Genomic DNA, 19,133 nt, shown 5'->3' on the forward strand with positions numbered 1-19,133 from the left:
GGAATAAGAATATTTATTCTTTAACCAATCGGGCAGTTATATTTCCATCGTCTGTTTTTACCTTCATCAGATAAACACCGTTACTGAGGTAGTTAATATCCTGAACGGATTCGTTATCATTCACAGTGCTTATTTTTATCAGTTTTCCGGTCATGTCGAATATTTCTATCTGACGGATTTTTGACTTGGTACTTATTGTGAATTTATCTTTTGCCGGGTTCGGATAGATATTAAGATTGATATTTTCTGTATTTTCTACTATGCTTAGGCTGGCTAAAAAAGTAGTTTGGGCATCATTGGTTGTTATCGGGTAATTGAAATCGAAATAAATATCGGTTTTGCTGATAACAAAATCGTTTTCTTCAAGCGTATCTCTGGTTTCCAGTGCCAATAAAATATTTCCGTGCCCAGATGTTTCTAACATAATATTATTGAAATACATTTCGGCTGTGTTGCCATGCAAACGAACGTCAACATCATGCGAACTGCGTAATATATCTAATGAATCCGGGTTGTAGTAATCTTCATTAATATCCATAATTACTACGATGTTATGAGCTACATCTGTGCCTGTATTCTCGAATCTAACAAGGTAATGCAAGTCTTCTCCAATATAATTTGTGCCGACTTCTTTTCCTTCTAAACAAGTAATGTCATTAGGATCAAAGCTTCCCACAACTGTTTGGTTGTAAATAAATGTGTTGTCAAGAGGGTTTTCATCTCCTGATACAGGCAATATGTTTACGGTAAAGGTCAGTTCGTCGTCAATCTCTACAGGAAAATCAGGGTCTGTAGGGGTATTAATAGCCATATCTACAATTATCTCTCTTGATTCAAATGGCTTGAGGTTTTCGTATGACCAGCTTAGGGTTCCTGTACCAGTTGATTCTGGGGTAACGTCTGCAGAAACGAAATCCATGAGGTTGTCATCAAAGAAAAGATTTATTCCATATTCTCCAGACATTAGTTGGTTACCGATGTTTCTGTAAACGATTTTATATACCGATGTAAACCCTGGAATGGCACCACCAAGCGGTGTAATTAGAATTTCCAAATCAGGGTGGTTGCCGTTAGGTGTAATACAGAAGTCTTGTTCTGAAACGCTCCCATCAACAGCATCAAAAACAATAGAATAATCTTCCGGAGTTACTGTGAACCAATCCGGGTTAATATCTCCAAGACTGAGGTTAAATGTTCCGTCGTTGGTAAAAAAATGATACTCACCATCAAAGTTGGTGTAAGAATAAATGTAGTCACTATCTTTTTGAAGCTTTACTCCGCTAAAATTCACCTCTTCACCCTCTTCACAACCATTATTGTCCCAATCGCTATAAACAACCCCTTTAATAGTGTTATAATCGCCCGCCGGTAAAAAGCTACATGCAGAGGATATTACCTGACCGGAACTCCCCATCGTATTTAAATAAGGACCAATAATAGAAATTTCTTCTTCATCTGCACAAATGTACACGTTATCTGGTAAATTCCACATTTCGCTCCACGAACCATTCTCAAAAATTTCAGTATTTAATAAAGTTCCATTATGAAGGTTTAAAGTGGTTAGGTTTGGGTTGTCGTATAACGAAAGAGTATAAATATTAGGATTATTAGATAAATCGATTGTAGTTAAATTATTAGAGCCACAATCCAAATAGTAAATATTTGAATTGTTGGATAAATCGATTGTGATTAAATTATTAGAGCCACAATCCAAATGGTAAATATTTGAATTGTTGGATAAATCAATCACAGTTAAATCATTAGAACTACAATTAAAATATTCAAGGTTAGGGTTATTGGACAAATCAATTGTTGATAAATCATTGTGTGAAACACCCAAAAGAGTAAGGTTTGTAAAAGCCTCAATACCTGTCAAATCGGCTATTGAAGAATTGTATATACTCAGTTCATATACATTTAGTGCTTCACTTTCTTGAATTTCCCCATCATTATTAACGTCTATTTTCATGTTGTTCCCGTCAACATCCTTAGCAACATCGTTACCAGTACTTGATGTTAATAATTTTTGTTTAAAATTATTGTCGGGGATATTTACTATCTGTGCAGAAACAGGGTTAAATGCTGTTAAGACGAAATAGGCTGCTGTGATTTGTAATAATTTTTTCATGATATTTATATTTTTTTGTTTCTATAAAATTAATCATCATTCGTTTTTCTGTGATGGGCTAATTAGAATTTGCTTATTTTGGCTGAGAATAAAGATATTTTCCTTTTATAAGTTACGTATAATGTCTTGTAATCTATCCTTTTTCCGTTGAGAAACCGGTAAATGTGTATTGTCTGTCATGATAACATATCCACCGTCTTTCTTGATATAGGATTTTAAATAGGCTAAATTGATTAAATGAGACTGGTGTATGCGTTCAAACCCATGTTTCGCCAGTAGCTCCTCATATTCTTTGAGTGTTTTAGATATTAAAACAGGCTTTGAATTTTGGATATAGAACGTAGTGTAATTATCTGTCGATTCACATCTGATAATGTCGCTGATGTCAAAAAGATGAATTCCGTCTATGGTGGACAAGGCAATTCTTTTGAAATTATCTACTTTATTCCGGATATTTTCCAGCAGTAAATCAATGTGTCCGAAAGTATCCATTTTTCTTATGGTATTTTTTATTTTTTCGAGAACTTTTATCAGTTCGTCCGGATCTACCGGTTTTAGTAAAAAATCCAAGGCACTAAACCTGAATGCTCTGATAGCGTATTCTTCATGAGCGGTGATAAAGACGACCTGAGATTCTACTTTTCCGCTTGCTGCCGTAAGTTTTTCCAGGATATCAAACCCTGTTCCGTCATTTAGCCTAATATCCAAAAACAATACCTGAGGGTTCACTTTGTTAAAAATCTCGATAGCCTCCTCAACACTTTCGGCTTCTCCCAAAATATTAATTTCCGGAGCATACCGCTGAATAAGTTTTTTCATGCCTTTTCTGAGATTTACGTCGTCATCTACTAATATTGCTGTAATCATCTTTTTATGTTTTTAGATATTGAATAGGTAATTCAAGTAATACTTTTGTGCCCGATGTAATACCGTCTTTTTCTTGTTCTTCAATGGAAAAGAAGGTTTTTTGTTTTGCATTGTCCATCATTTCCAACCGTTTTTTTATAATTTCTATTGCCAGAGATTTATGTACCTGAACAGAATTTTTCTTTCTCTTTTTTGAAACATTTATACCAATTCCGTTGTCTGTAATAGTGCATATCAGGTTATTTTCAGTCAGAGAAAAGTCAATCAGAACCTTGAGGTTCCCTTCCTTTTTCGGAATAAGTCCATGTATGATTGCATTTTCAACAAAGGGTTGTATCAAAAGAGGAGGGAGTGCTATGTCGTCTTCAATATTATCTGCTTTTGTGATAGAAAAGTCAAATGCATTATTAAATCTAAGTTGTTCAAGCTCAAGATAGTTTTGAAGTCCTTCTATTTCCTTATCGACGGAAATTAATGTTTCTTTAGAATAATCTAACGTGAGTCTCATTAATTTGGAGAACTTGGCTAAATATTTTACCGCTGCATCATTTCCGTTCTGAACAATAAAGCTTGATATCGACCCCAAACAATTAAATACAAAATGTGGATTCATCTGCAAATGCAGTGCTTTCTGCTCGTAATCGGCAAGGTCTTTTTGTAAGGTAAGTGTTTTTTTCAACTGATTTCTGTTGTAGTACAAAAATCCGATGCCTACAATCAGTATAATGGTCAATAGTCCGAAAAACAGTTGTAGCGTGTGTCTTTTTGCTTGCTCTTTTAGCAATATTTCTTTCTTTTCCTGTTCTTTTTTGTGTAGGGATTCTCTTTTCTCAAATTCGAAAGTCATTTCTGATTGTACACTTTTTCTAATGTTTTCATAATTCGTCAGGCTGTCTTTGGAAATGGCGTATTTTTTATAGTGTAATAGTGCTTTTTCTACATTGTTCTGTTTTTCATAAATATCACTGAGTAATTTTTCGCTGAATACTTTCATGGTAAGAATACCAACATCTTCTGCCAAAACGTTTGCTTTTTTGGTATATAACAACGCCTCGTGGTAATTGTTGTTTTCAAAATGAAAATTACCTAAATAATAATATGTGTCTGATAAACCGAATTTATCATCAATTTGGTTGAATTTATCGGTCGCTTCAGCCCAACTTTCAAGGGCTTTATCCGGATTATTCGTACGATTGTAATATACACCTAAATTATTATAAAGTTCTCCTTCGCCTCTATAATTCGGGTATTTATTGAAATAAGACTTGGCTTCATCATAATATAAAAATGCCTGTTCGTAATCGTTAAGGTCTAAATAGATATTGCCTATGTTAGTTGTAGTAATTCCGATGGTACCATCATTGAGTTTTTCCTGAATCTCTTTTGCTTTCTGGAAGTAATTTAATGCTTTGAAGTTTTCTCCTCTTGCCTTATATACAATACCTGTATTGTTATAGACTTTTGCCAACATGTCGTCTCTGTTTGTCGCTTCATAAATTTTCAGAGCTTTCAAATGATATTCCAAAGACTTGGTATAGCTTCCCTGCTCCGAGAAAACAACTCCGATGCTTCCATAAGCCCTTGCCAAACCATTATCAAAATCTTCAGAAATAAGGTTTAAATCTTCATAGATGTTTTTGGCGTTGGTAAAAAATTCTAAGGCTGAAACATAATCTCCCAAAACAACCGAAGCATTGCCGAGATTCATATAAGCAATTGCCTTGCCCTTATCAAAATTCAGTTTTTCTGCTAAAAGAAGAGCCTTTTGGGCATAGTGTTGCGTTTGATTAGGGTCTTGTGTTTTATATAAATCTGAAATTTTGTTCCAGTTATTTATTTTCTCCGTATCATCATTGATTATTTGATTGCGTTGTAGCAAACTGTCAATGATTGCGTTTTGGGAAAAACCGACTAGAGGTAAACACAAAATAAAAAATAAAACAACTCTATACATACATCAGATTTTTGTCGAATTTAAAAACAAAAATCCATTATAGCTAATGCCAATTAGAATTAGACAGAGTTGATTTAGATTTTGTAGCTTTTTGGCGAGCTTACTTAAACAACCGCTTATTAAACAAAATCATTATGGCAACACCCACAGTAATGGCAGAATCTGCCAGGTTGAATATGGCGTTAAAAAAGAGAAAATCCTGACCGCCCCAAATCGGTAGCCACTCTGGTAGTTTGCCTTGCCAAATCGGGAAGTACAGCATATCAACCACTTTACCGTGAAACCAACTGCCATAAGCGTTGTCCGAGAAAGCCTCTGCCAAGTGATAAGGTGTGCTTTCGCTGAAAATAACGCCGTAAAAAACAGAATCGATGATATTACCCAAAGCCCCTGCCAAAACAAGTGCTATGGCAAAAGTGAGCAGTTTAGGGCTGTTCTTTTTGACGGTGTCGTTAAGCCAGTACAGAATTCCGCCTACGGCAACAATCCGGAACAGTGTCAGAGCCAGTTTACCGTAATCTCCGGGTAGTTTTACGCCCCAAGCCATGCCCTCGTTTTCAATAAACCGTATTCTGAACCAGTCAAAAACGTGAATTTCTTCTCCTAAAAGAAAATTGGTTTTAATATATATTTTACTGATTTGGTCTATCAGCAACACGACAAACGTCCAAAACAAAGCTTTTTTCAAAGACATAATTAATTTATTGAGCGACAAATGTAACTTTTTTTTCAGTTACAAAAAAACACCCCAAGCATATTGAGGTGTTTTTCGGAAATTCTAATACTGATATGATTATTCAACGATAATAACTTCTGTAGCGATTTTTCCTTTTTTTCCGTCAGCTTCCTCGTAAGAAACCTGGTCTCCGTCTTTGATTACACGACCTTTGACACCGCTAATGTGTACAAAGATATCTTCTCCTGTTTCTCCGTCGGTAATAAAACCAAAACCTTTGGTTTCATTAAAGAACTTTACTGTACCTGTTCTCATTTAAATAAAAAATAATAAAATTAATAATTGTGCCAAAGATAGTACAATTATGCAGGTACACAACGAAATAAGGCATTTTTTTTATAATTAGCAGTCGGCAGGCAGATTTCAGCAGGCAGAACACCAAACATCAAACACCCGATATCCAACAAAAAAGCCGGACAAATCAGTCCGGCTTCTTCCTATTCTTCATCTTTCATTTCAAAAGTTTCCATAAATGCAGTGGTGTAGTTTCCTGCCACATAATTCGGATCGTCCATCAGCTGTCTGTGGAACGGAATGGTTGTTTTGATTCCTTCAATCACAAACTCGTCTAAGGCTCTTTTCATCTTATTGATGGCTTCTTCGCGGGTTTGAGCTGTGGTAATCAGTTTGGCAATCATTGAATCGTAGTTTGCCGGAATGGTATAGCCTGAATACACATGGGTGTCCAGACGAATTCCATGCCCTCCCGGAGCGTGTAAAGTCGTGATTTTTCCCGGCGACGGTCTGAATCCGTTATAAGGATCTTCCGCGTTAATACGGCATTCGATAGAGTGTAGTTTCGGGGTGTAGTTCTTTCCGGAAATCGGTGTGCCGGCAGCAACTAATATTTGTTCTCTGATGAGGTCGTAATCAATTACCTGCTCGGTAATCGGGTGCTCTACCTGAATACGGGTGTTCATTTCCATAAAATAGAAATTACGGTCTTTATCTACCAGAAATTCGATAGTACCTGCACCTTCGTATTTGATATATTCTGCAGCTTTCACAGCGGCTTCTCCCATTTTTTTACGTAAAGCCGTAGTCATAAACGGTGACGGGGTTTCCTCAGTCAGTTTCTGGTGACGACGCTGGATAGAACAATCTCTTTCAGACAAATGGCAGGCTTTTCCGTAAGCATCTCCAACCACCTGGATTTCGATATGTCTCGGGTCAACGATAAGTTTTTCCATGTACATTCCGTCATTGCCAAATGCCGCAGCAGCTTCCTGGCGGGCACTTTCCCATGCTTTGTCAAGGTCTTCTTCTTTCCAGATTTCACGCATTCCGCGACCACCGCCACCGGCAGTAGCTTTCATCATTACCGGATAACCAATTTCTCCTGCAACTTGTTTGGCATGCTCCAAAGACTTTAACAACCCGTCAGAACCGGGAACTGTTGGTACTCCGGCAGCTTTCATCGTTTCTTTGGCGGTGGCTTTGTCACCCATTTGTTCAATCATTTCGGGCGAAGCTCCGATAAATTTTATGCCATGTTCTGCACAGATTTTTGAGAACTTAGCGTTTTCGGATAAGAAACCATAACCCGGGTGAATAGCATCAGCATTGGTAATTTCTGCCGCTGCAATGATATTCGGTATTTTCAGGTAGGATTCGCTACTTGGTGCCGGGCCGATACAAACGGCTTCATCTGCAAATTTTACATGCAAACTGTCTGCATCAACTTTAGAGTAAACAGCCACGGTTTTTATCCCCATTTCTTTACAGGTACGGATAATCCGCAAAGCGATTTCTCCCCGATTGGCAATTAGTATTTTATTAAACATCTCTTTAATTTGAAAATTAAACAATTTGAAAATCTGAAAATTTTTGAAGTGTGGTAATTGTTATCAAAACCTGCACATCTTCAAATAATCAAATTAAGAAGGATCAACTAAGAATAGTGGTTGGTCGAATTCTACCGGTGAAGAGTCGTCAACCAGAACTTTTACGATTTTACCAGACACTTCAGATTCGATTTCGTTAAATAGTTTCATTGCTTCGATAACGCACAGCACATCTCCTTGTTTGATATCACTTCCTACTTCCACGAACGGAGCTTTGTCCGGTGATGGTTTTCTGTAGAATGTACCAATGATAGGTGATTTTACGGTGATGTATTTGTCATTGTCTGCATTTTCCTGAGCAGGTGCAGCAGGCATTTCAGCAGTTGGCGTAGCAGCCGGAGCGACAGGTTGTGCAACAGCTGGATTTCCGACCGGAATTTGTTGAATATAGGCGGTTTCTGTTCCTCCTTCGGTTCCGGTTTTGATGGTGATTTTGAAATCGTCCATTTCCAGTTTCACTTCTGTAGCGCCTGATTTGGCTACAAATTTGATTAAGCTTTGAATTTCTTTAATATCCATAGTTTAGAAATTTTGTTGATTTTGATTAACTATTGTATGCCCACTTTAGGTAGATGGCGCCCCATGTGAACCCACCTCCGAATGAGGCAAAAATTAGATTATCTCCTTTTTTGATTTGTTTTTCGTAATCGTTGAGCAAAAGCGGCAAGGTCGCTGAAGTAGTGTTGCCGTATTTGTGAATGTTGATAAGCACTTTGTCGTCATCAAGCCCCATTCTGTGGGCAGTCGCATCGATGATTCTCTTGTTTGCCTGATGAGGTACAAGCCAGTTGACATTTTCTTTGGTCAGTTGATTTCTGACCATAATTTTTTCGGCAACGTCAGCCATACCTGCAACAGCGTGTTTGAATACCGTTTTTCCGTCCTGATGAACAAAATGCTGTTTGTTTTTTACGGTTTCTTCTGAAGTAGGTAATATGGAACCTCCGGCTTCAATTTTCAGAAAATCTCTGCCGGCACCGTCGCTTCTGAGATATTCGTCCTGAAGACCAAGACCTTCTTCGTTGGGCTCAAATAATACAGCTCCGGCACCGTCTCCGAAAATGATACAAGTGGCTCTGTCTTCATAATCAATGATAGAGGACATTTTGTCTGCACCGATGACCAATACTTTTTTGTAGCGACCGGATTCGATATAAGAAGCTGCTGTTGACATGGCATACAAAAAACTTGAGCAGGCAGCTTGCAGGTCGTATGCAAAAGCGTTTACCGCCCCGATTTTTGTAGCTACAAAAACACCTGTTGACGCTACGGGCATATCTGGTGTTGCTGAAGCAAGAATAAGCAAATCAATTTCCTCCGGATTGAGGTTTTTCTTGGCGATTAAGTCCTGAGCGGCTTTGATTGCCATATACGAAGTGCCTTCTCCTTCTTCTTTTTTCAGAATCCGACGTTCTTTGATACCTGTTCTGGTTGTAATCCATTCGTCGTTGGTATCAACCATTGTTTCCAGAATTTGATTGGATAAAACATATTCCGGAACGTATTTTCCGACAGCAGTAATTGCTGCAGTTACTCTTGTCATAAGAACTATCTTGTTATCGTTAGTTTGTATTCAGACCCGAAAATTACGAAAAAAAATGCAAATGATTGTTTTTTCGACCAATTTTCGTGTTTTTTGAACTATTTCATATAAAAAAAACTCTCGACAAATGACTCCGTCGAGAGTTAGCTTTTTTACACGCAATATAGACCTATGCTTCGGTCTCAGCCTCAGCTTTGTCAATAACTACTTGTCCTCTGTAGTACAATTTTCCTTCGTGCCAGTGTGCTCTGTGAAACAAATGAGCCTCTCCGGTTGTTGGACATGTAGCGATGGTTGGTGCTACTGCTTTGTAATGTGTTCTTCTCTTATCTCTTCTTGTTTTAGAAATCTTTCTTTTAGGATGTGCCATAACTTGTATTATTTATCCGTTAATAGTTGTTTTAATTTATCCCATCTTGGGTCTGTCTCTGATTCTTCTTCGTTGTCAGATTGTTCTTCTTCGATATCTTCTTCAGGTTGATAATCGAGATATTCCAGTGCTTTTGATTCCAACGTGCCGTCCAGTACACCGGGGTGTATTCTTTTTGACGGAACAGACAGCAATATCGATTCATAAATATATTGTGCTACGGACAATTGGTGTTCTTCGTAGGGCAATATGAGAATTTCATCGTGGTCGTCGTTGTATTCCTCGCCGAATTTCACAATCATTTTCAATGTGCCTTCTATCGGCTGTTCAAACTCTTCGTTGGTCAAATCACAATTTACCAAAACGGTTCCTTTGTGAAAAACACTGAGTTCCAGCATAGTTTCCTTCTTGTTGAGTTCAACCATACATTGCACATTCAATGCTTGAAATTCGTTGTAATCAAATAATTCTAAGAACTCTTTATCAATCTGATATTCAAATTGATGTTTGCCGAGCTTTAGCCCCAAAAACGGGATTAAATAATTTTTTAAACCGGACATAATCATCTATTTGAGCGTGCAAAGATAAAAAACTTTTGTTATTATATACAAAAAATACGGTTTTTTATTCTTTTCGGCTGTTAATGTTTATTTTTAAAGGGTTTTTATTGCTTTCTTCGTAAGCAAAACGGTTTTGATAAATGTCAATAGCCATATATATTGCCTCCCTGAACGAGCTGAAATCAGCGATTCCTTTGCCAGCAATGTCAAATGCGGTTCCGTGGTCGGGCGATGTTCTGATTTTGTCTAATCCGGCAGTGAAATTCACGCCTTTTCCGAAAGACAACGTTTTGAAAGGCACTAATCCCTGGTCGTGGTAACAGGCAAGAATAGCGTCAAAATTTTCATAAAGTGCCGAACCAAAAAAACCATCTGCCGGGAATGGACCGGAAACGAGATAACCTTCGTCAAATAATTTTTCCACTGTTGGTTTAATGATTTCATCGTCCTGATTGCCGATTACGCCATGGTCTCCGTTATGTGGATTAAGTCCGAGAACAGCAATTCGCGGTTTTAAAATATTGAAATCCTGCACCAGACTTTGGTGTATGATTTTTACTTTTTCTGTGATTTTCTGCGGTGTGATGTGTGCGGTTACTTCGCTCAGCGGCAAATGCTCGGTAAGCAATCCAACCCGCAAATTCCCGTTGACCATCAGCATTAACGCTTCGCCGTTCAGTTCCTGATTGAGGTAATCGGTGTGTCCGGGAAAGTTGAATTTTTCCGATTGCACATTGTGCTTGTCGATAGGGGCGGTAACCAAAACGTCTATCAAGCCTTCTTTGAGTGCCCGGGTCGCCGAAACAAACGACTCAATGGCGTAGCCTCCTACAATTGGGTCTGTTTTTCCGAAATTGATATCTACTGGCTCGTTCCAGACATTAAAAATGTTGAATTTCCCGTATTGGATTTTATCCGGCTGGTCGGTATAGATGAAATTGGTTTTACTTTTTAAATACTTTTTGATAAAGGTAAAAACTCTGCTGTTGGCAAACAATACCGGTGTGCAAAGCTCAAGCATGCGGGCATCTTCAAAGGTTTTTAATATGATTTCAGGGCCAATCCCGTTCATATCCCCTACAGAAATCCCGACTATAATATTTTCTCCTGTTTTTACCATTGCACCTGTCTGATTATTTGCTACTTTTGAACAAAGTTAAAAAAATATTCGGAAAATGTTTACAGGTATCGTAGAGTCTTTTGGGAAAATAGTTAAAATGTCGGCTGAGCAAGGTAATTTACACTTGTGGATAAAATCTGCTTTTACTTCAGAGTTAAAAGTTGACCAAAGTGTAGCCCATAATGGTGTTTGTCTGACTGTTGTAGCAATTGAAGGCGATATGTATAAGGTTACTGCCATTGCGGAAACTATAGAAAAAACAACGATCGGTAACTGGGAAGTCGGGCAGGAGGTTAATCTCGAAAGAGGAATGCTGCTAACAGAAAGGCTGGACGGGCATATTGTGCAGGGACACGTGGACCAAACCGCCGTTTGTACAAACATTCAGTCACAAAATGGCAGTACGGTTTTTACTTTTGAATATGATGCCAGCAAAGGAAATGTAACCATCGAAAAAGGTTCGATAACCGTTGATGGTACAAGTCTTACTGTGGTTAATTCCGGCAAAAATACTTTCAGTGTAGCGATAATTCCATATACATTGGAAAACACTTTGTTTAAAACCTATCAAACAGGTACGAGAGTTAATCTCGAATTTGATGTCATCGGGAAATATGTTGCCCGTTTGATAGGTAAGAATTAACCGAAATTTAATTTACATAACCGAAAAAATCTACCAGCTGTAAGTTTCTACTGTTAAGTATAACGGAAAACTAAGAGGAATTTTACTAAACCCTTCATCATTTAAGTGTCTGTAAATTATTGTATTGTTCAAAGATGGGAAAATGCCAGTAAAATATAAGCAATTGTCTTCTTTATCTTGATAATATTCGGTATCTACCGTTTTTATAAACATTGCAACCTTCTTAATGCCTTTGTCAAGGTAGATATTTTGATTTTCCAAATTGATTTTAAACCAACCTACTTGTTTATCTCTTATATCAAATATAATTGGCTCATGAACAATCGGTTTTATTGGTTTTCCTCCTGATATTTCATAAAGCTGAATTTTTATTAAAGCCCTTTTTAATGTATTTTGATGTATATGTAGATGTGCAGAAAGAATTTTACTTAACCCTTTGTTTCTGAATAAAATACCATATTCTCCATCTTCGAAATCACTTTCTTTGCTTTCTTTATCGATAAGTTTCAAATAATCGGAATTACAAGCTCCAATCAATGTGTTTTTCGACCCTTCTTTTGTCTGACCATACGTCCTGATTTTGGTTTTTGCATTTTCGGGAATGATGTATAGTTCCGGTAAAACTTCTTCGTTGAGATCCAATAAAATATCCGGGCTATTGCTCAGTTCAGACGTGTTAATCTCTTTGTTGAAATAGCCTAAAGCATCAATGGATAGGGTATAATTTTTGTCGTAATCCAATTGCGTAAAATTAAACTGACCGTTTTCGGTAGAGTAGGTCTGTACTTTCGGATTAGCAATCGTGATTTGTGCATACGGAATAGGTTCGTGCGTTTCGCTGTCCAACAACCGTCCTGAAATCTGTGCTTGTGCACAAAAAGGTAAAAGTAAAAATAGCCAAAGTAATTTTTTCATCGTTTTATTGTTTTGATGGCAAAAATAATGGCTAACTTGTTAACAAAAATAAAAACCGCTTCAATTTGAAGCGGTTTTAAGAATTATTTATTATTCTCGTTGTTTCTTGGATTGTCTTTATGCTCGGGTCTTGGTGGTCTCGGCATTAAGGCTTTTCGAGAAACTTTCGGCTTTCTTGTTTTCGGGTCGATACCGATGTATTTTACATCAAGAACATCGCCTACTTTAAGAACATCAGAAGGGTTTTCGATGCGTTTCCAGTCAAACTCAGAAACATGTAATAACGAATCTTTACCCGGAACGAATTCAATCACTGCTCCAAAGTCAAGCATTTTTGTTACGGTTACTTTATAAGTTTCACCTACAACCGGTTCAAAAGTACTGTTTTGAATACTTTGAATGGCTGTGTCGATACCTTCCTGAGAAGTTCCGAGGATTTCCACGATTCCGGTGTCACCCTCTTCGTTAATCACAATCGTAGTGCCGGTAGCTTCCTGCAATCCTTGAATATTTTTACCGCCTGGTCCGATGATTGCTCCAATGAAATCTTTCGGAATAGTGATTTTAATAATCTTCGGTGCATGAGGTTTAACTTGCTCGTTTGGCTGTGCAATAGTTTCTGTTAATTTGCCCAAGATATGCAATCTTCCGTCACGAGCTTGCTCCAAGGCTTTTTCCATAATGTCATATGCCAAACCTTCGATTTTGATGTCCATCTGGCAAGCGGTAATTCCGTCTGCTGTACCGGTTACTTTGAAATCCATATCTCCTAAGTGGTCTTCATCTCCCAAAATGTCTGAAAGCACTGCCCATCTGCCTGTTTTGGCATCAGAAATTAATCCCATGGCGATACCCGAAACCGGTTTTTTCATTTGAATACCAGCGTCCATCAATGCCATTGTTCCGGCACAAACGGTTGCCATTGACGACGAACCGTTCGATTCCAATACATCTGACATCAATCGGATAGTATAAGGACAATCTTCCGGAATCATTCCTTTCAAAGCTCTTTGTGCCAGGTTTCCGTGTCCGATTTCACGACGAGAAACACCTCTTAATGGTCTTGCTTCTCCGGTTGAAAACGGTGGGAAGTTATAGTGCAAATAGAATTTTTCTTCGCCTTGTTCGCTCGGAAGGTCAATCACGTTTACATCTCTTGACGTACCTAAAGTTACGGAAGCCAACGCCTGTGTTTCTCCACGAGTAAAGATTGACGAACCATGCGTAGATGGTAAATAATTCACTTCGCACCAAATCGGTCTGATTTCGGTAGTGGTTCTTCCGTCCAAACGGATTCCTTTGTCGAGAATCAGGTTTCTTACTGCCTCTTTCTGAACGTCGTGGAAATATTTGTGTACTAAATCGCCGTTTTCTTCCAATTCTTCTTCAGTGAAAAGGGCTTTTACTTCCTCCTCTAATGTGGCAAATTTTTCGCTTCTTTCATGTTTTGCACTGGCTTCAGCTGCAATAGCGAAAGTTTTGTCGTAAGCGAAATCAAATACTTTTGTTTTGATAGTTTCGTCCGCTTTTTCAGACTCATATTCGCGGTAAGACAAATTGAGTTTTGCCCGCAAGTTTTCCTGAGCTTCGATTTGTTTTTTGATGGCTTCATGGGCAAATTTAATTGCCTCAACCATTTCTTTTTCAGAGATTTCTTTCATTTCTCCCTCTACCATCGCTACCGAATCTTTAGATGCTCCAATCATCATATCGATATCGGCTTCAGCAAGTTGAGATTTGTTCGGGTTAATGATAAATTCTCCATTTACTCTTGCTACACGCACTTCTGAAATGTAGTTGTAGAAAGGAATATCAGATACTGCCAGGGCTGCCGAAGCGGCTAATCCTGCCAATGAATCGGGCATTACTTCCTCGTCATAAGACAAAAGTTGTATCATGATTTGTGTTTCGGCGTGGTAATCGTCCGGAAATAACGGACGCAACACGCGGTCAACCAAACGCATCGTCAGAATTTCGTGGTCGCTTGGTCGGGCTTCTCTTTTGAAAAAGCCTCCCGGAAATCTACCGGCAGAGGAAAATTTTTCCCGGAAATCTACCGTAAGTGGTAAAAAATCGACGCCTGGGTTGGCAGATCTTGCAGATACTGCTGTTGCCAACAATACGCAGTTTCCTGTTTTAATTACTACGGAACCATCAGCTTGTTTGGCTAATTTTCCGGTTTCGATTTCGATGGTTCTCCCATTTCCTAAATCGATGGTTTCTTGAAATACATTCGGTATCATACCTTAAAAAATGTTTTTAATTAATAATGGACAGTTGCGTTGTTGTTGTGTAGTTGTGGCCCAATGAAAAACAGCTTTTTTAAGTATTTGTTTAAACTATTGATTTTTAGAGAGATTCCTCCTTTGTCGGAATGACAATAAAAACAATTTTTTTATAATTTAAACATTTTTTTTCAAGTTATAAAAAACAAAAAGAGGTGCAAAAAGCACCTCTGAAAATTATTTTCTGATGTTCAATTGTTTGATAATCTCACGGTATCTGTTGATTTCTTTATTTTTAAGATAATCAAGTAATCTACGTCTTTTACCTACCAATAATACCAATGAACGCTCGGTGTTGAAATCTTTACGGTTTCTTTTCAAGTGCTCAGTCAGGTGGTTGATTCGGTAAGTGAACAACGCGATTTGCCCTTCGGCAGAACCTGTGTTTTTCGATTCTCCGCCGTATTGTGCGAAGATTTCTTCTTTTTTCTCTTTAGTCAAATACATGCTAATATTATTTAAATGATTATTATGTAGAATCAGGTTTTCTGATTTCGGTGCAAATGTACAGCAATAATTTTAATCTGCAACTTTTCGGACGTAATAAATTTATTCTCATCTTTTTATCAAGATTATTCGGAAATAATTATCTTTATTTAATCCAAATAACTAAATTTGTACCCAATTAAATTTATATCAAATATGGATTCACATACAAACGCAACAACTGCACAGAAAAAAACCAAGCCATTGGCTCCAAAGGTAAAGGAGTTAGTCGCTTCGGTAAAATCGGTTATATTGGCAACAACGAACAGTGAAGGTGTGCCGACTTCCAGCTATGCTCCTTATGTGCAGGAAGGTAAAGATTTTTACGTATTGGTTTCTTTTATGGCAAAACACACCAAAAATTTGTTGAACGGATATGCATCTATGATGTTTATCGAAGATGAATCGGCAACAAAACAAGTGTATGCAAGAGAAAGACTGACTATGGAAACAACTACGTCGGAAGTGGAAAGAGATTCTGATTTGTGGAAAACAGTTGTTGCATCATTAAAAGATCGTCACGGAAAAGTGGTAGATATCATTTCTGAGATGAAAGATTTTATCGTAATAAAACTTGAGCCAACCAAAGGAAGCTACGTAAACGGATTCGGTAGTGCGTATTTCGTTGATGAAAACCTGAATATTCTTGAGCACCGTAATGATGTAAATCATCAATAAACACACAGTACACAACAAAATAGAGATTGAAATATGCGAATTTGCCTATAGGCGAATTCGCATATTTGTTTATACCCAGATTTCTCTGTTTGCGGAAAAATCAGCCCTAAAAAAATGATAAAATAAGACTAAAGGTGTAAACTTCTAATTAAAACCGTATTTTTGTGCGGTTTTTAAGTAAGAAAATATGGAATTCGTTATCAAAATATCTCAATTTTTACTGAGTTTGTCGCTGCTCATTGTTTTGCACGAGCTGGGGCATTTTATTCCCGCAAAAATATTCAAAACCCGGGTAGAGAAATTTTACCTGTTTTTTGATGTTAAGTTTTCTTTGTTCAAGAAAAAAATCGGCGAAACCGTGTATGGTATTGGTTGGTTGCCATTGGGCGGCTATGTGAAAATCGCCGGAATGATTGACGAAAGTATGGACACCGAACAGATGAAGCAGGAACCGCAACCGTGGGAGTTCCGCTCGAAACCGGCATGGCAGAGATTAATTATTATGCTTGGTGGTGTGACTGTGAATTTTATTCTGGCATTTGTGATTTACATCGGAATGGTAAGCTATTATGGGGATAAATATATTGCCAATGAAAGTTTAAAAGATGGTGTGTGGGTGCAATCGGAAGTTTTGCAAGAGGCAGGGCTACAAACCGGAGATAAAATTGTTCTGGCGGACGGGGACAAAATAGAGCGAGCCAATGAGTTGCCTTATAAAATTATGATGGCTCAGCATTTGGTTGTTAACCGTGACGGGGCAGATGTTGAAATAGATTTGCCTGTTAATATATTAGACAAACTTGCTACAGAAAGAGAGCAAGATATTTTCCCGGTTGCTCCTCGAATTCCGCTTATTGTGTCAGTTGTTCCGGAAGATTCTCATAACAAAGATGCTCTACAGCCGGGGGATTTTATAACCGCACTTAATGATATCCGAATAGAATATGCAGACCAAATTGTGCCGATTCTTGAGAAACATAAAAACCAGACAGTAACGGCTGTCGTAAAACGTGACGACGAAGAATTGAAAGTGCCGCTTGTTATCAATGAAGAAGGGAAATTAGGGTTTGCTTATCCGAAAAGATTGAGAGAAAAAGACGCCGAGCGTTTGGGGCTGTATGAAATTTCTCATGAAAGCTACTCCCTGCTTGAGTCTGTTCCTGTGGGGATAAATAAAGGTATCGAAAGGCTGGTGGATTACGGACAGCAATTAAAGAAAATTGTTAATCCGGACACCGGAGCATACAAAAGCGTGGGCGGATTCAAAGCAATTTATGATGTTTTTCCTGATACGTGGAGCTGGGAGCATTTTTGGAATATTACCGCCTTGTTGTCTATCATGCTTGGTGTGATGAACCTGTTACCGATTCCGGCACTGGACGGCGGGCACGTGATGTTTTTGCTGTATGAAATCGTTACCGGCAGAAAGCCAAGTGACAAGTTTATGGAATATGCCCAAACGGCTGGCTTTTTCATTCTGATTGCTTTGCTGTTATTTGCCAACGGAAATGATATTTACAAGGCAATTTTTAAATAAAATTTTATTTAAAAATTTGCAGTAGTAAAAAAATGTGCTACATTTGCACTCGCAATAACGAAAACAAGTTCTTTCAACAAGAAGAAAAAAATAAAAAAATTGTTTGCAGATATTAAAAAAAGCATTTAAGTTTGCAACCGATTTAAACAACAACTTCCTCCTTAGCTCAGTTGGTTAGAGCATCTGACTGTTAATCAGAGGGTCCTTGGTTCGAGCCCAAGAGGGGGAGCAAAAATCCTAATCAGCAATGGTTAGGATTTTTTGTTTTTAGCTAAATCGTTAAAAACCAACAGGTTGTTTAAATCGAAAATATTCTGGTTGAAGACGAAATTGAGCATATCACATAAAATAGCACTTTCGAGGTGTCCTTTTCGGTGTCACCCCTATTTAGAAACAGGTGTCACCCCTGCAAGTCAGTAAATAAGCGGTATATCATTATACATTACAAGATGTTGCCGTGGTGAACGTAAGCAAACCCACGGTTACAGGTTCAGTTACTAACATTTAATCCCCTTCGGGGGATTTTTTGATATGTAATGGAAAAAAAGATAATTTTAAACATTTATAGCCATTTGTAAATATAAATAGTTTCGTATATTTGGGTGTTGTGCGTCATTTTACAAAACCGAACTAGAATTACAAAATCTTTATACAAATTTTACTTTGCTTTTATTTATGCTTTATTTAACGAGGCGTTTATGAATAACATAACATTTGTGAAAGAAAATTACTATAGGTTTGTCTTGAATTAATCAAATAAAAAATTATGAAGAAAACCTTTTTAGCAGTTGTACTACTGTTTTCGTTTTTTGTTGCTAAGGCACAAAATAAAAATGACTCCATTGTGAATCCTAATGAAAAGAAAAATGAAGTTATAGTGAATTTAATTGCACCTTTAGCGGGAGGGATTAATGTAAGTTATGAAAGACATTTAAACAAAAAGTCATCATTGGGAACTTCTTTTATGTATACTTACGATAATAGTAAGGATGAAGATATGAATTATTCGATTTCTCCATATTACAGAATGTATTTTGGTAAAAAGTATGCTTCAGGCTTTTTTGTTGAAGGATTTGGGATGATTATGTCTGTTGATGGAAAAAAAATATATGATACACCAGAGGAAATAACATTTACTGAAAACCCTGATGTTATTAATTTTTCCGTTGGTGTTGGCTTAGGTTGGAAAGGCATTACTAAAAGTGGATTTGTCTATGGTGCTAACCTAGGTTATGGAAAAATGTTATTTAATGAAGAAAAAACCGACCATACCATAGTTGCTAAATTTGGTTTAAATTTAGGCTATCGATTTTAATACAATAACTGCATAAAAACGTCGCACAACAGCGGTTTTGCGCTATTGCTCAATAAGTTATAAAATTAAATTATAATTTCCTAACTTCGTTTCGTCCAGCCGAGCGAACTCAGTTCCAATTTCCGCAACAGTCGCAAAGCCACAGGACGTTG

At 37.6% G+C, this 19,133-nt stretch carries 18 protein-coding genes and 1 tRNA gene; 5 read left to right on the plus strand and 14 right to left on the minus strand.

The window, feature by feature from the left end; translation table 11 throughout:
• Nucleotides 1–13: 13 nt before the first annotated feature.
• The 11 genes from CDL10_RS06545 to pdxA all read right to left on the minus strand — a co-directional run bounded on the left by CDL10_RS06545 (nucleotide 14) and on the right by pdxA (nucleotide 11,122).
• Entirely contained in the window at nucleotides 14–2,128 is a 2,115-nt protein-coding gene (locus CDL10_RS06545; protein ID WP_100677785.1) for a DUF7619 domain-containing protein, read from the minus strand.
• 105 nt (nucleotides 2,129–2,233) lie between these two features.
• Nucleotides 2,234–2,995 carry a LytR/AlgR family response regulator transcription factor gene (locus tag CDL10_RS06550; protein WP_100677786.1) on the minus strand — a complete coding sequence of 254 codons (762 nt, stop codon included), beginning with the start codon at nucleotides 2,993–2,995 and terminating at the stop codon, nucleotides 2,234–2,236.
• A 4-nt stretch (nucleotides 2,996–2,999) separates the two neighbouring features.
• Nucleotides 3,000–4,949, minus strand: coding sequence for a tetratricopeptide repeat protein (locus CDL10_RS06555; RefSeq protein ID WP_100677787.1), 1,950 nt, complete (start codon nucleotides 4,947–4,949; stop codon nucleotides 3,000–3,002).
• A 100-nt stretch (nucleotides 4,950–5,049) separates the two neighbouring features.
• Nucleotides 5,050–5,643, minus strand: coding sequence for a lipoprotein signal peptidase (locus CDL10_RS06560; protein WP_100677788.1), 594 nt, complete (start codon nucleotides 5,641–5,643; stop codon nucleotides 5,050–5,052).
• A gap of 99 nt (nucleotides 5,644–5,742) precedes the next feature.
• Nucleotides 5,743–5,940, minus strand: a complete 198-nt coding sequence (locus CDL10_RS06565) for a cold-shock protein (RefSeq protein ID WP_100677789.1) — start codon at nucleotides 5,938–5,940, stop codon at nucleotides 5,743–5,745.
• A 182-nt stretch (nucleotides 5,941–6,122) separates the two neighbouring features.
• Nucleotides 6,123–7,469 (minus strand): acetyl-CoA carboxylase biotin carboxylase subunit, encoded by a 1,347-nt coding sequence (gene accC, locus CDL10_RS06570; RefSeq protein WP_100677790.1) that lies wholly within the window; start codon nucleotides 7,467–7,469, stop codon nucleotides 6,123–6,125.
• A 93-nt stretch (nucleotides 7,470–7,562) separates the two neighbouring features.
• The gene (gene accB / locus CDL10_RS06575; protein WP_100677791.1) at nucleotides 7,563–8,048 is read right to left on the minus strand and encodes an acetyl-CoA carboxylase biotin carboxyl carrier protein; all 486 of its coding nucleotides are present in this window, start codon (nucleotides 8,046–8,048) and stop codon (nucleotides 7,563–7,565) included.
• Nucleotides 8,049–8,073: 25 nt separating this feature from the next.
• On the minus strand, nucleotides 8,074–9,072 hold the full coding sequence (locus CDL10_RS06580) for a beta-ketoacyl-ACP synthase III (protein WP_100677792.1): 999 nt from the start codon (nucleotides 9,070–9,072) through the stop codon (nucleotides 8,074–8,076).
• A 169-nt stretch (nucleotides 9,073–9,241) separates the two neighbouring features.
• A complete protein-coding gene (gene rpmF, locus CDL10_RS06585; RefSeq protein WP_100677793.1) occupies nucleotides 9,242–9,442 on the minus strand; it encodes a 50S ribosomal protein L32 in 201 nt (66 codons plus the stop codon).
• A gap of 8 nt (nucleotides 9,443–9,450) precedes the next feature.
• A complete protein-coding gene (locus tag CDL10_RS06590) occupies nucleotides 9,451–10,002 on the minus strand; it encodes a YceD family protein (protein WP_100677794.1) in 552 nt (183 codons plus the stop codon).
• A gap of 64 nt (nucleotides 10,003–10,066) precedes the next feature.
• On the minus strand, nucleotides 10,067–11,122 hold the full coding sequence (gene pdxA / locus CDL10_RS06595; RefSeq protein ID WP_100677795.1) for a 4-hydroxythreonine-4-phosphate dehydrogenase PdxA: 1,056 nt from the start codon (nucleotides 11,120–11,122) through the stop codon (nucleotides 10,067–10,069).
• A 55-nt stretch (nucleotides 11,123–11,177) separates the two neighbouring features.
• Here pdxA and CDL10_RS06600 point away from each other — a divergent pair, with 55 nt between their 5' ends.
• Complete coding sequence (locus CDL10_RS06600; RefSeq protein WP_100677796.1) at nucleotides 11,178–11,765, plus strand: riboflavin synthase; 588 nt, start codon at nucleotides 11,178–11,180, stop codon at nucleotides 11,763–11,765.
• Nucleotides 11,766–11,795: 30 nt separating this feature from the next.
• Here CDL10_RS06600 and CDL10_RS06605 read toward each other — a convergent pair whose 3' ends face one another.
• The 3 genes from CDL10_RS06605 to rpsO all read right to left on the minus strand — a co-directional run bounded on the left by CDL10_RS06605 (nucleotide 11,796) and on the right by rpsO (nucleotide 15,412).
• Entirely contained in the window at nucleotides 11,796–12,680 is an 885-nt protein-coding gene (locus CDL10_RS06605) for a carboxypeptidase-like regulatory domain-containing protein (protein ID WP_100677797.1), read from the minus strand.
• An 83-nt stretch (nucleotides 12,681–12,763) separates the two neighbouring features.
• Nucleotides 12,764–14,923, minus strand: coding sequence for a polyribonucleotide nucleotidyltransferase (locus tag CDL10_RS06610; RefSeq protein WP_100677798.1), 2,160 nt, complete (start codon nucleotides 14,921–14,923; stop codon nucleotides 12,764–12,766).
• A 219-nt stretch (nucleotides 14,924–15,142) separates the two neighbouring features.
• The gene (gene rpsO / locus CDL10_RS06615) at nucleotides 15,143–15,412 is read right to left on the minus strand and encodes a 30S ribosomal protein S15 (RefSeq protein WP_100677799.1); all 270 of its coding nucleotides are present in this window, start codon (nucleotides 15,410–15,412) and stop codon (nucleotides 15,143–15,145) included.
• 195 nt (nucleotides 15,413–15,607) lie between these two features.
• On the opposite strand from rpsO, the gene CDL10_RS06620 reads away from it, so the two are divergent.
• The 4 genes from CDL10_RS06620 to CDL10_RS06635 all read left to right on the plus strand — a co-directional run bounded on the left by CDL10_RS06620 (nucleotide 15,608) and on the right by CDL10_RS06635 (nucleotide 18,981).
• Nucleotides 15,608–16,129, plus strand: a complete 522-nt coding sequence (locus tag CDL10_RS06620; RefSeq protein ID WP_100677800.1) for a HugZ family pyridoxamine 5'-phosphate oxidase — start codon at nucleotides 15,608–15,610, stop codon at nucleotides 16,127–16,129.
• A 187-nt stretch (nucleotides 16,130–16,316) separates the two neighbouring features.
• The gene (gene rseP, locus CDL10_RS06625) at nucleotides 16,317–17,666 is read left to right on the plus strand and encodes an RIP metalloprotease RseP (protein WP_100677801.1); all 1,350 of its coding nucleotides are present in this window, start codon (nucleotides 16,317–16,319) and stop codon (nucleotides 17,664–17,666) included.
• Between the two features lie 155 nt (nucleotides 17,667–17,821).
• Nucleotides 17,822–17,895, plus strand: a tRNA-Asn gene (locus tag CDL10_RS06630).
• 537 nt (nucleotides 17,896–18,432) lie between these two features.
• On the plus strand, nucleotides 18,433–18,981 hold the full coding sequence (locus CDL10_RS06635) for a DUF3575 domain-containing protein (protein ID WP_100677802.1): 549 nt from the start codon (nucleotides 18,433–18,435) through the stop codon (nucleotides 18,979–18,981).
• The last annotated feature ends 152 nt before the right edge of the window (nucleotides 18,982–19,133 follow it).

Origin of the sequence: Avrilella dinanensis (assembly GCF_002807015.1) — a bacterium.
Taxonomy (GTDB): Bacteria; Bacteroidota; Bacteroidia; order Flavobacteriales; family Flavobacteriaceae; genus Flavobacterium; species Flavobacterium dinanensis.

Excerpts from the sequence above, each read along its gene's own strand:
- CDL10_RS06610 (WP_100677798.1), bottom strand. The coding sequence starts at position 14,923 with ATGATACCGAATGTATTTCAAGAAACCATCGATTTAGGAAATGGGAGA.
- accC (WP_100677790.1), bottom strand. The coding sequence starts at position 7,469 with ATGTTTAATAAAATACTAATTGCCAATCGGGGAGAAATCGCTTTGCGG.
- CDL10_RS06555 (WP_100677787.1), bottom strand. The coding sequence starts at position 4,949 with ATGTATAGAGTTGTTTTATTTTTTATTTTGTGTTTACCTCTAGTCGGT.
- CDL10_RS06600 (WP_100677796.1), top strand. The coding sequence starts at position 11,178 with ATGTTTACAGGTATCGTAGAGTCTTTTGGGAAAATAGTTAAAATGTCG.
- CDL10_RS06580 (WP_100677792.1), bottom strand. The coding sequence starts at position 9,072 with ATGACAAGAGTAACTGCAGCAATTACTGCTGTCGGAAAATACGTTCCG.
- rpsO (WP_100677799.1), bottom strand. The coding sequence starts at position 15,412 with ATGTATTTGACTAAAGAGAAAAAAGAAGAAATCTTCGCACAATACGGC.
- CDL10_RS06590 (WP_100677794.1), bottom strand. The coding sequence starts at position 10,002 with ATGTCCGGTTTAAAAAATTATTTAATCCCGTTTTTGGGGCTAAAGCTC.
- rpmF (WP_100677793.1), bottom strand. The coding sequence starts at position 9,442 with ATGGCACATCCTAAAAGAAAGATTTCTAAAACAAGAAGAGATAAGAGA.
- accB (WP_100677791.1), bottom strand. The coding sequence starts at position 8,048 with ATGGATATTAAAGAAATTCAAAGCTTAATCAAATTTGTAGCCAAATCA.
- CDL10_RS06560 (WP_100677788.1), bottom strand. The coding sequence starts at position 5,643 with ATGTCTTTGAAAAAAGCTTTGTTTTGGACGTTTGTCGTGTTGCTGATA.
- CDL10_RS06605 (WP_100677797.1), bottom strand. The coding sequence starts at position 12,680 with ATGAAAAAATTACTTTGGCTATTTTTACTTTTACCTTTTTGTGCACAA.
- CDL10_RS06620 (WP_100677800.1), top strand. The coding sequence starts at position 15,608 with ATGGATTCACATACAAACGCAACAACTGCACAGAAAAAAACCAAGCCA.
- CDL10_RS06550 (WP_100677786.1), bottom strand. The coding sequence starts at position 2,995 with ATGATTACAGCAATATTAGTAGATGACGACGTAAATCTCAGAAAAGGC.
- rseP (WP_100677801.1), top strand. The coding sequence starts at position 16,317 with ATGGAATTCGTTATCAAAATATCTCAATTTTTACTGAGTTTGTCGCTG.
- pdxA (WP_100677795.1), bottom strand. The coding sequence starts at position 11,122 with ATGGTAAAAACAGGAGAAAATATTATAGTCGGGATTTCTGTAGGGGAT.
- CDL10_RS06545 (WP_100677785.1), bottom strand. The coding sequence starts at position 2,128 with ATGAAAAAATTATTACAAATCACAGCAGCCTATTTCGTCTTAACAGCA.
- CDL10_RS06565 (WP_100677789.1), bottom strand. The coding sequence starts at position 5,940 with ATGAGAACAGGTACAGTAAAGTTCTTTAATGAAACCAAAGGTTTTGGT.
- CDL10_RS06635 (WP_100677802.1), top strand. The coding sequence starts at position 18,433 with ATGAAGAAAACCTTTTTAGCAGTTGTACTACTGTTTTCGTTTTTTGTT.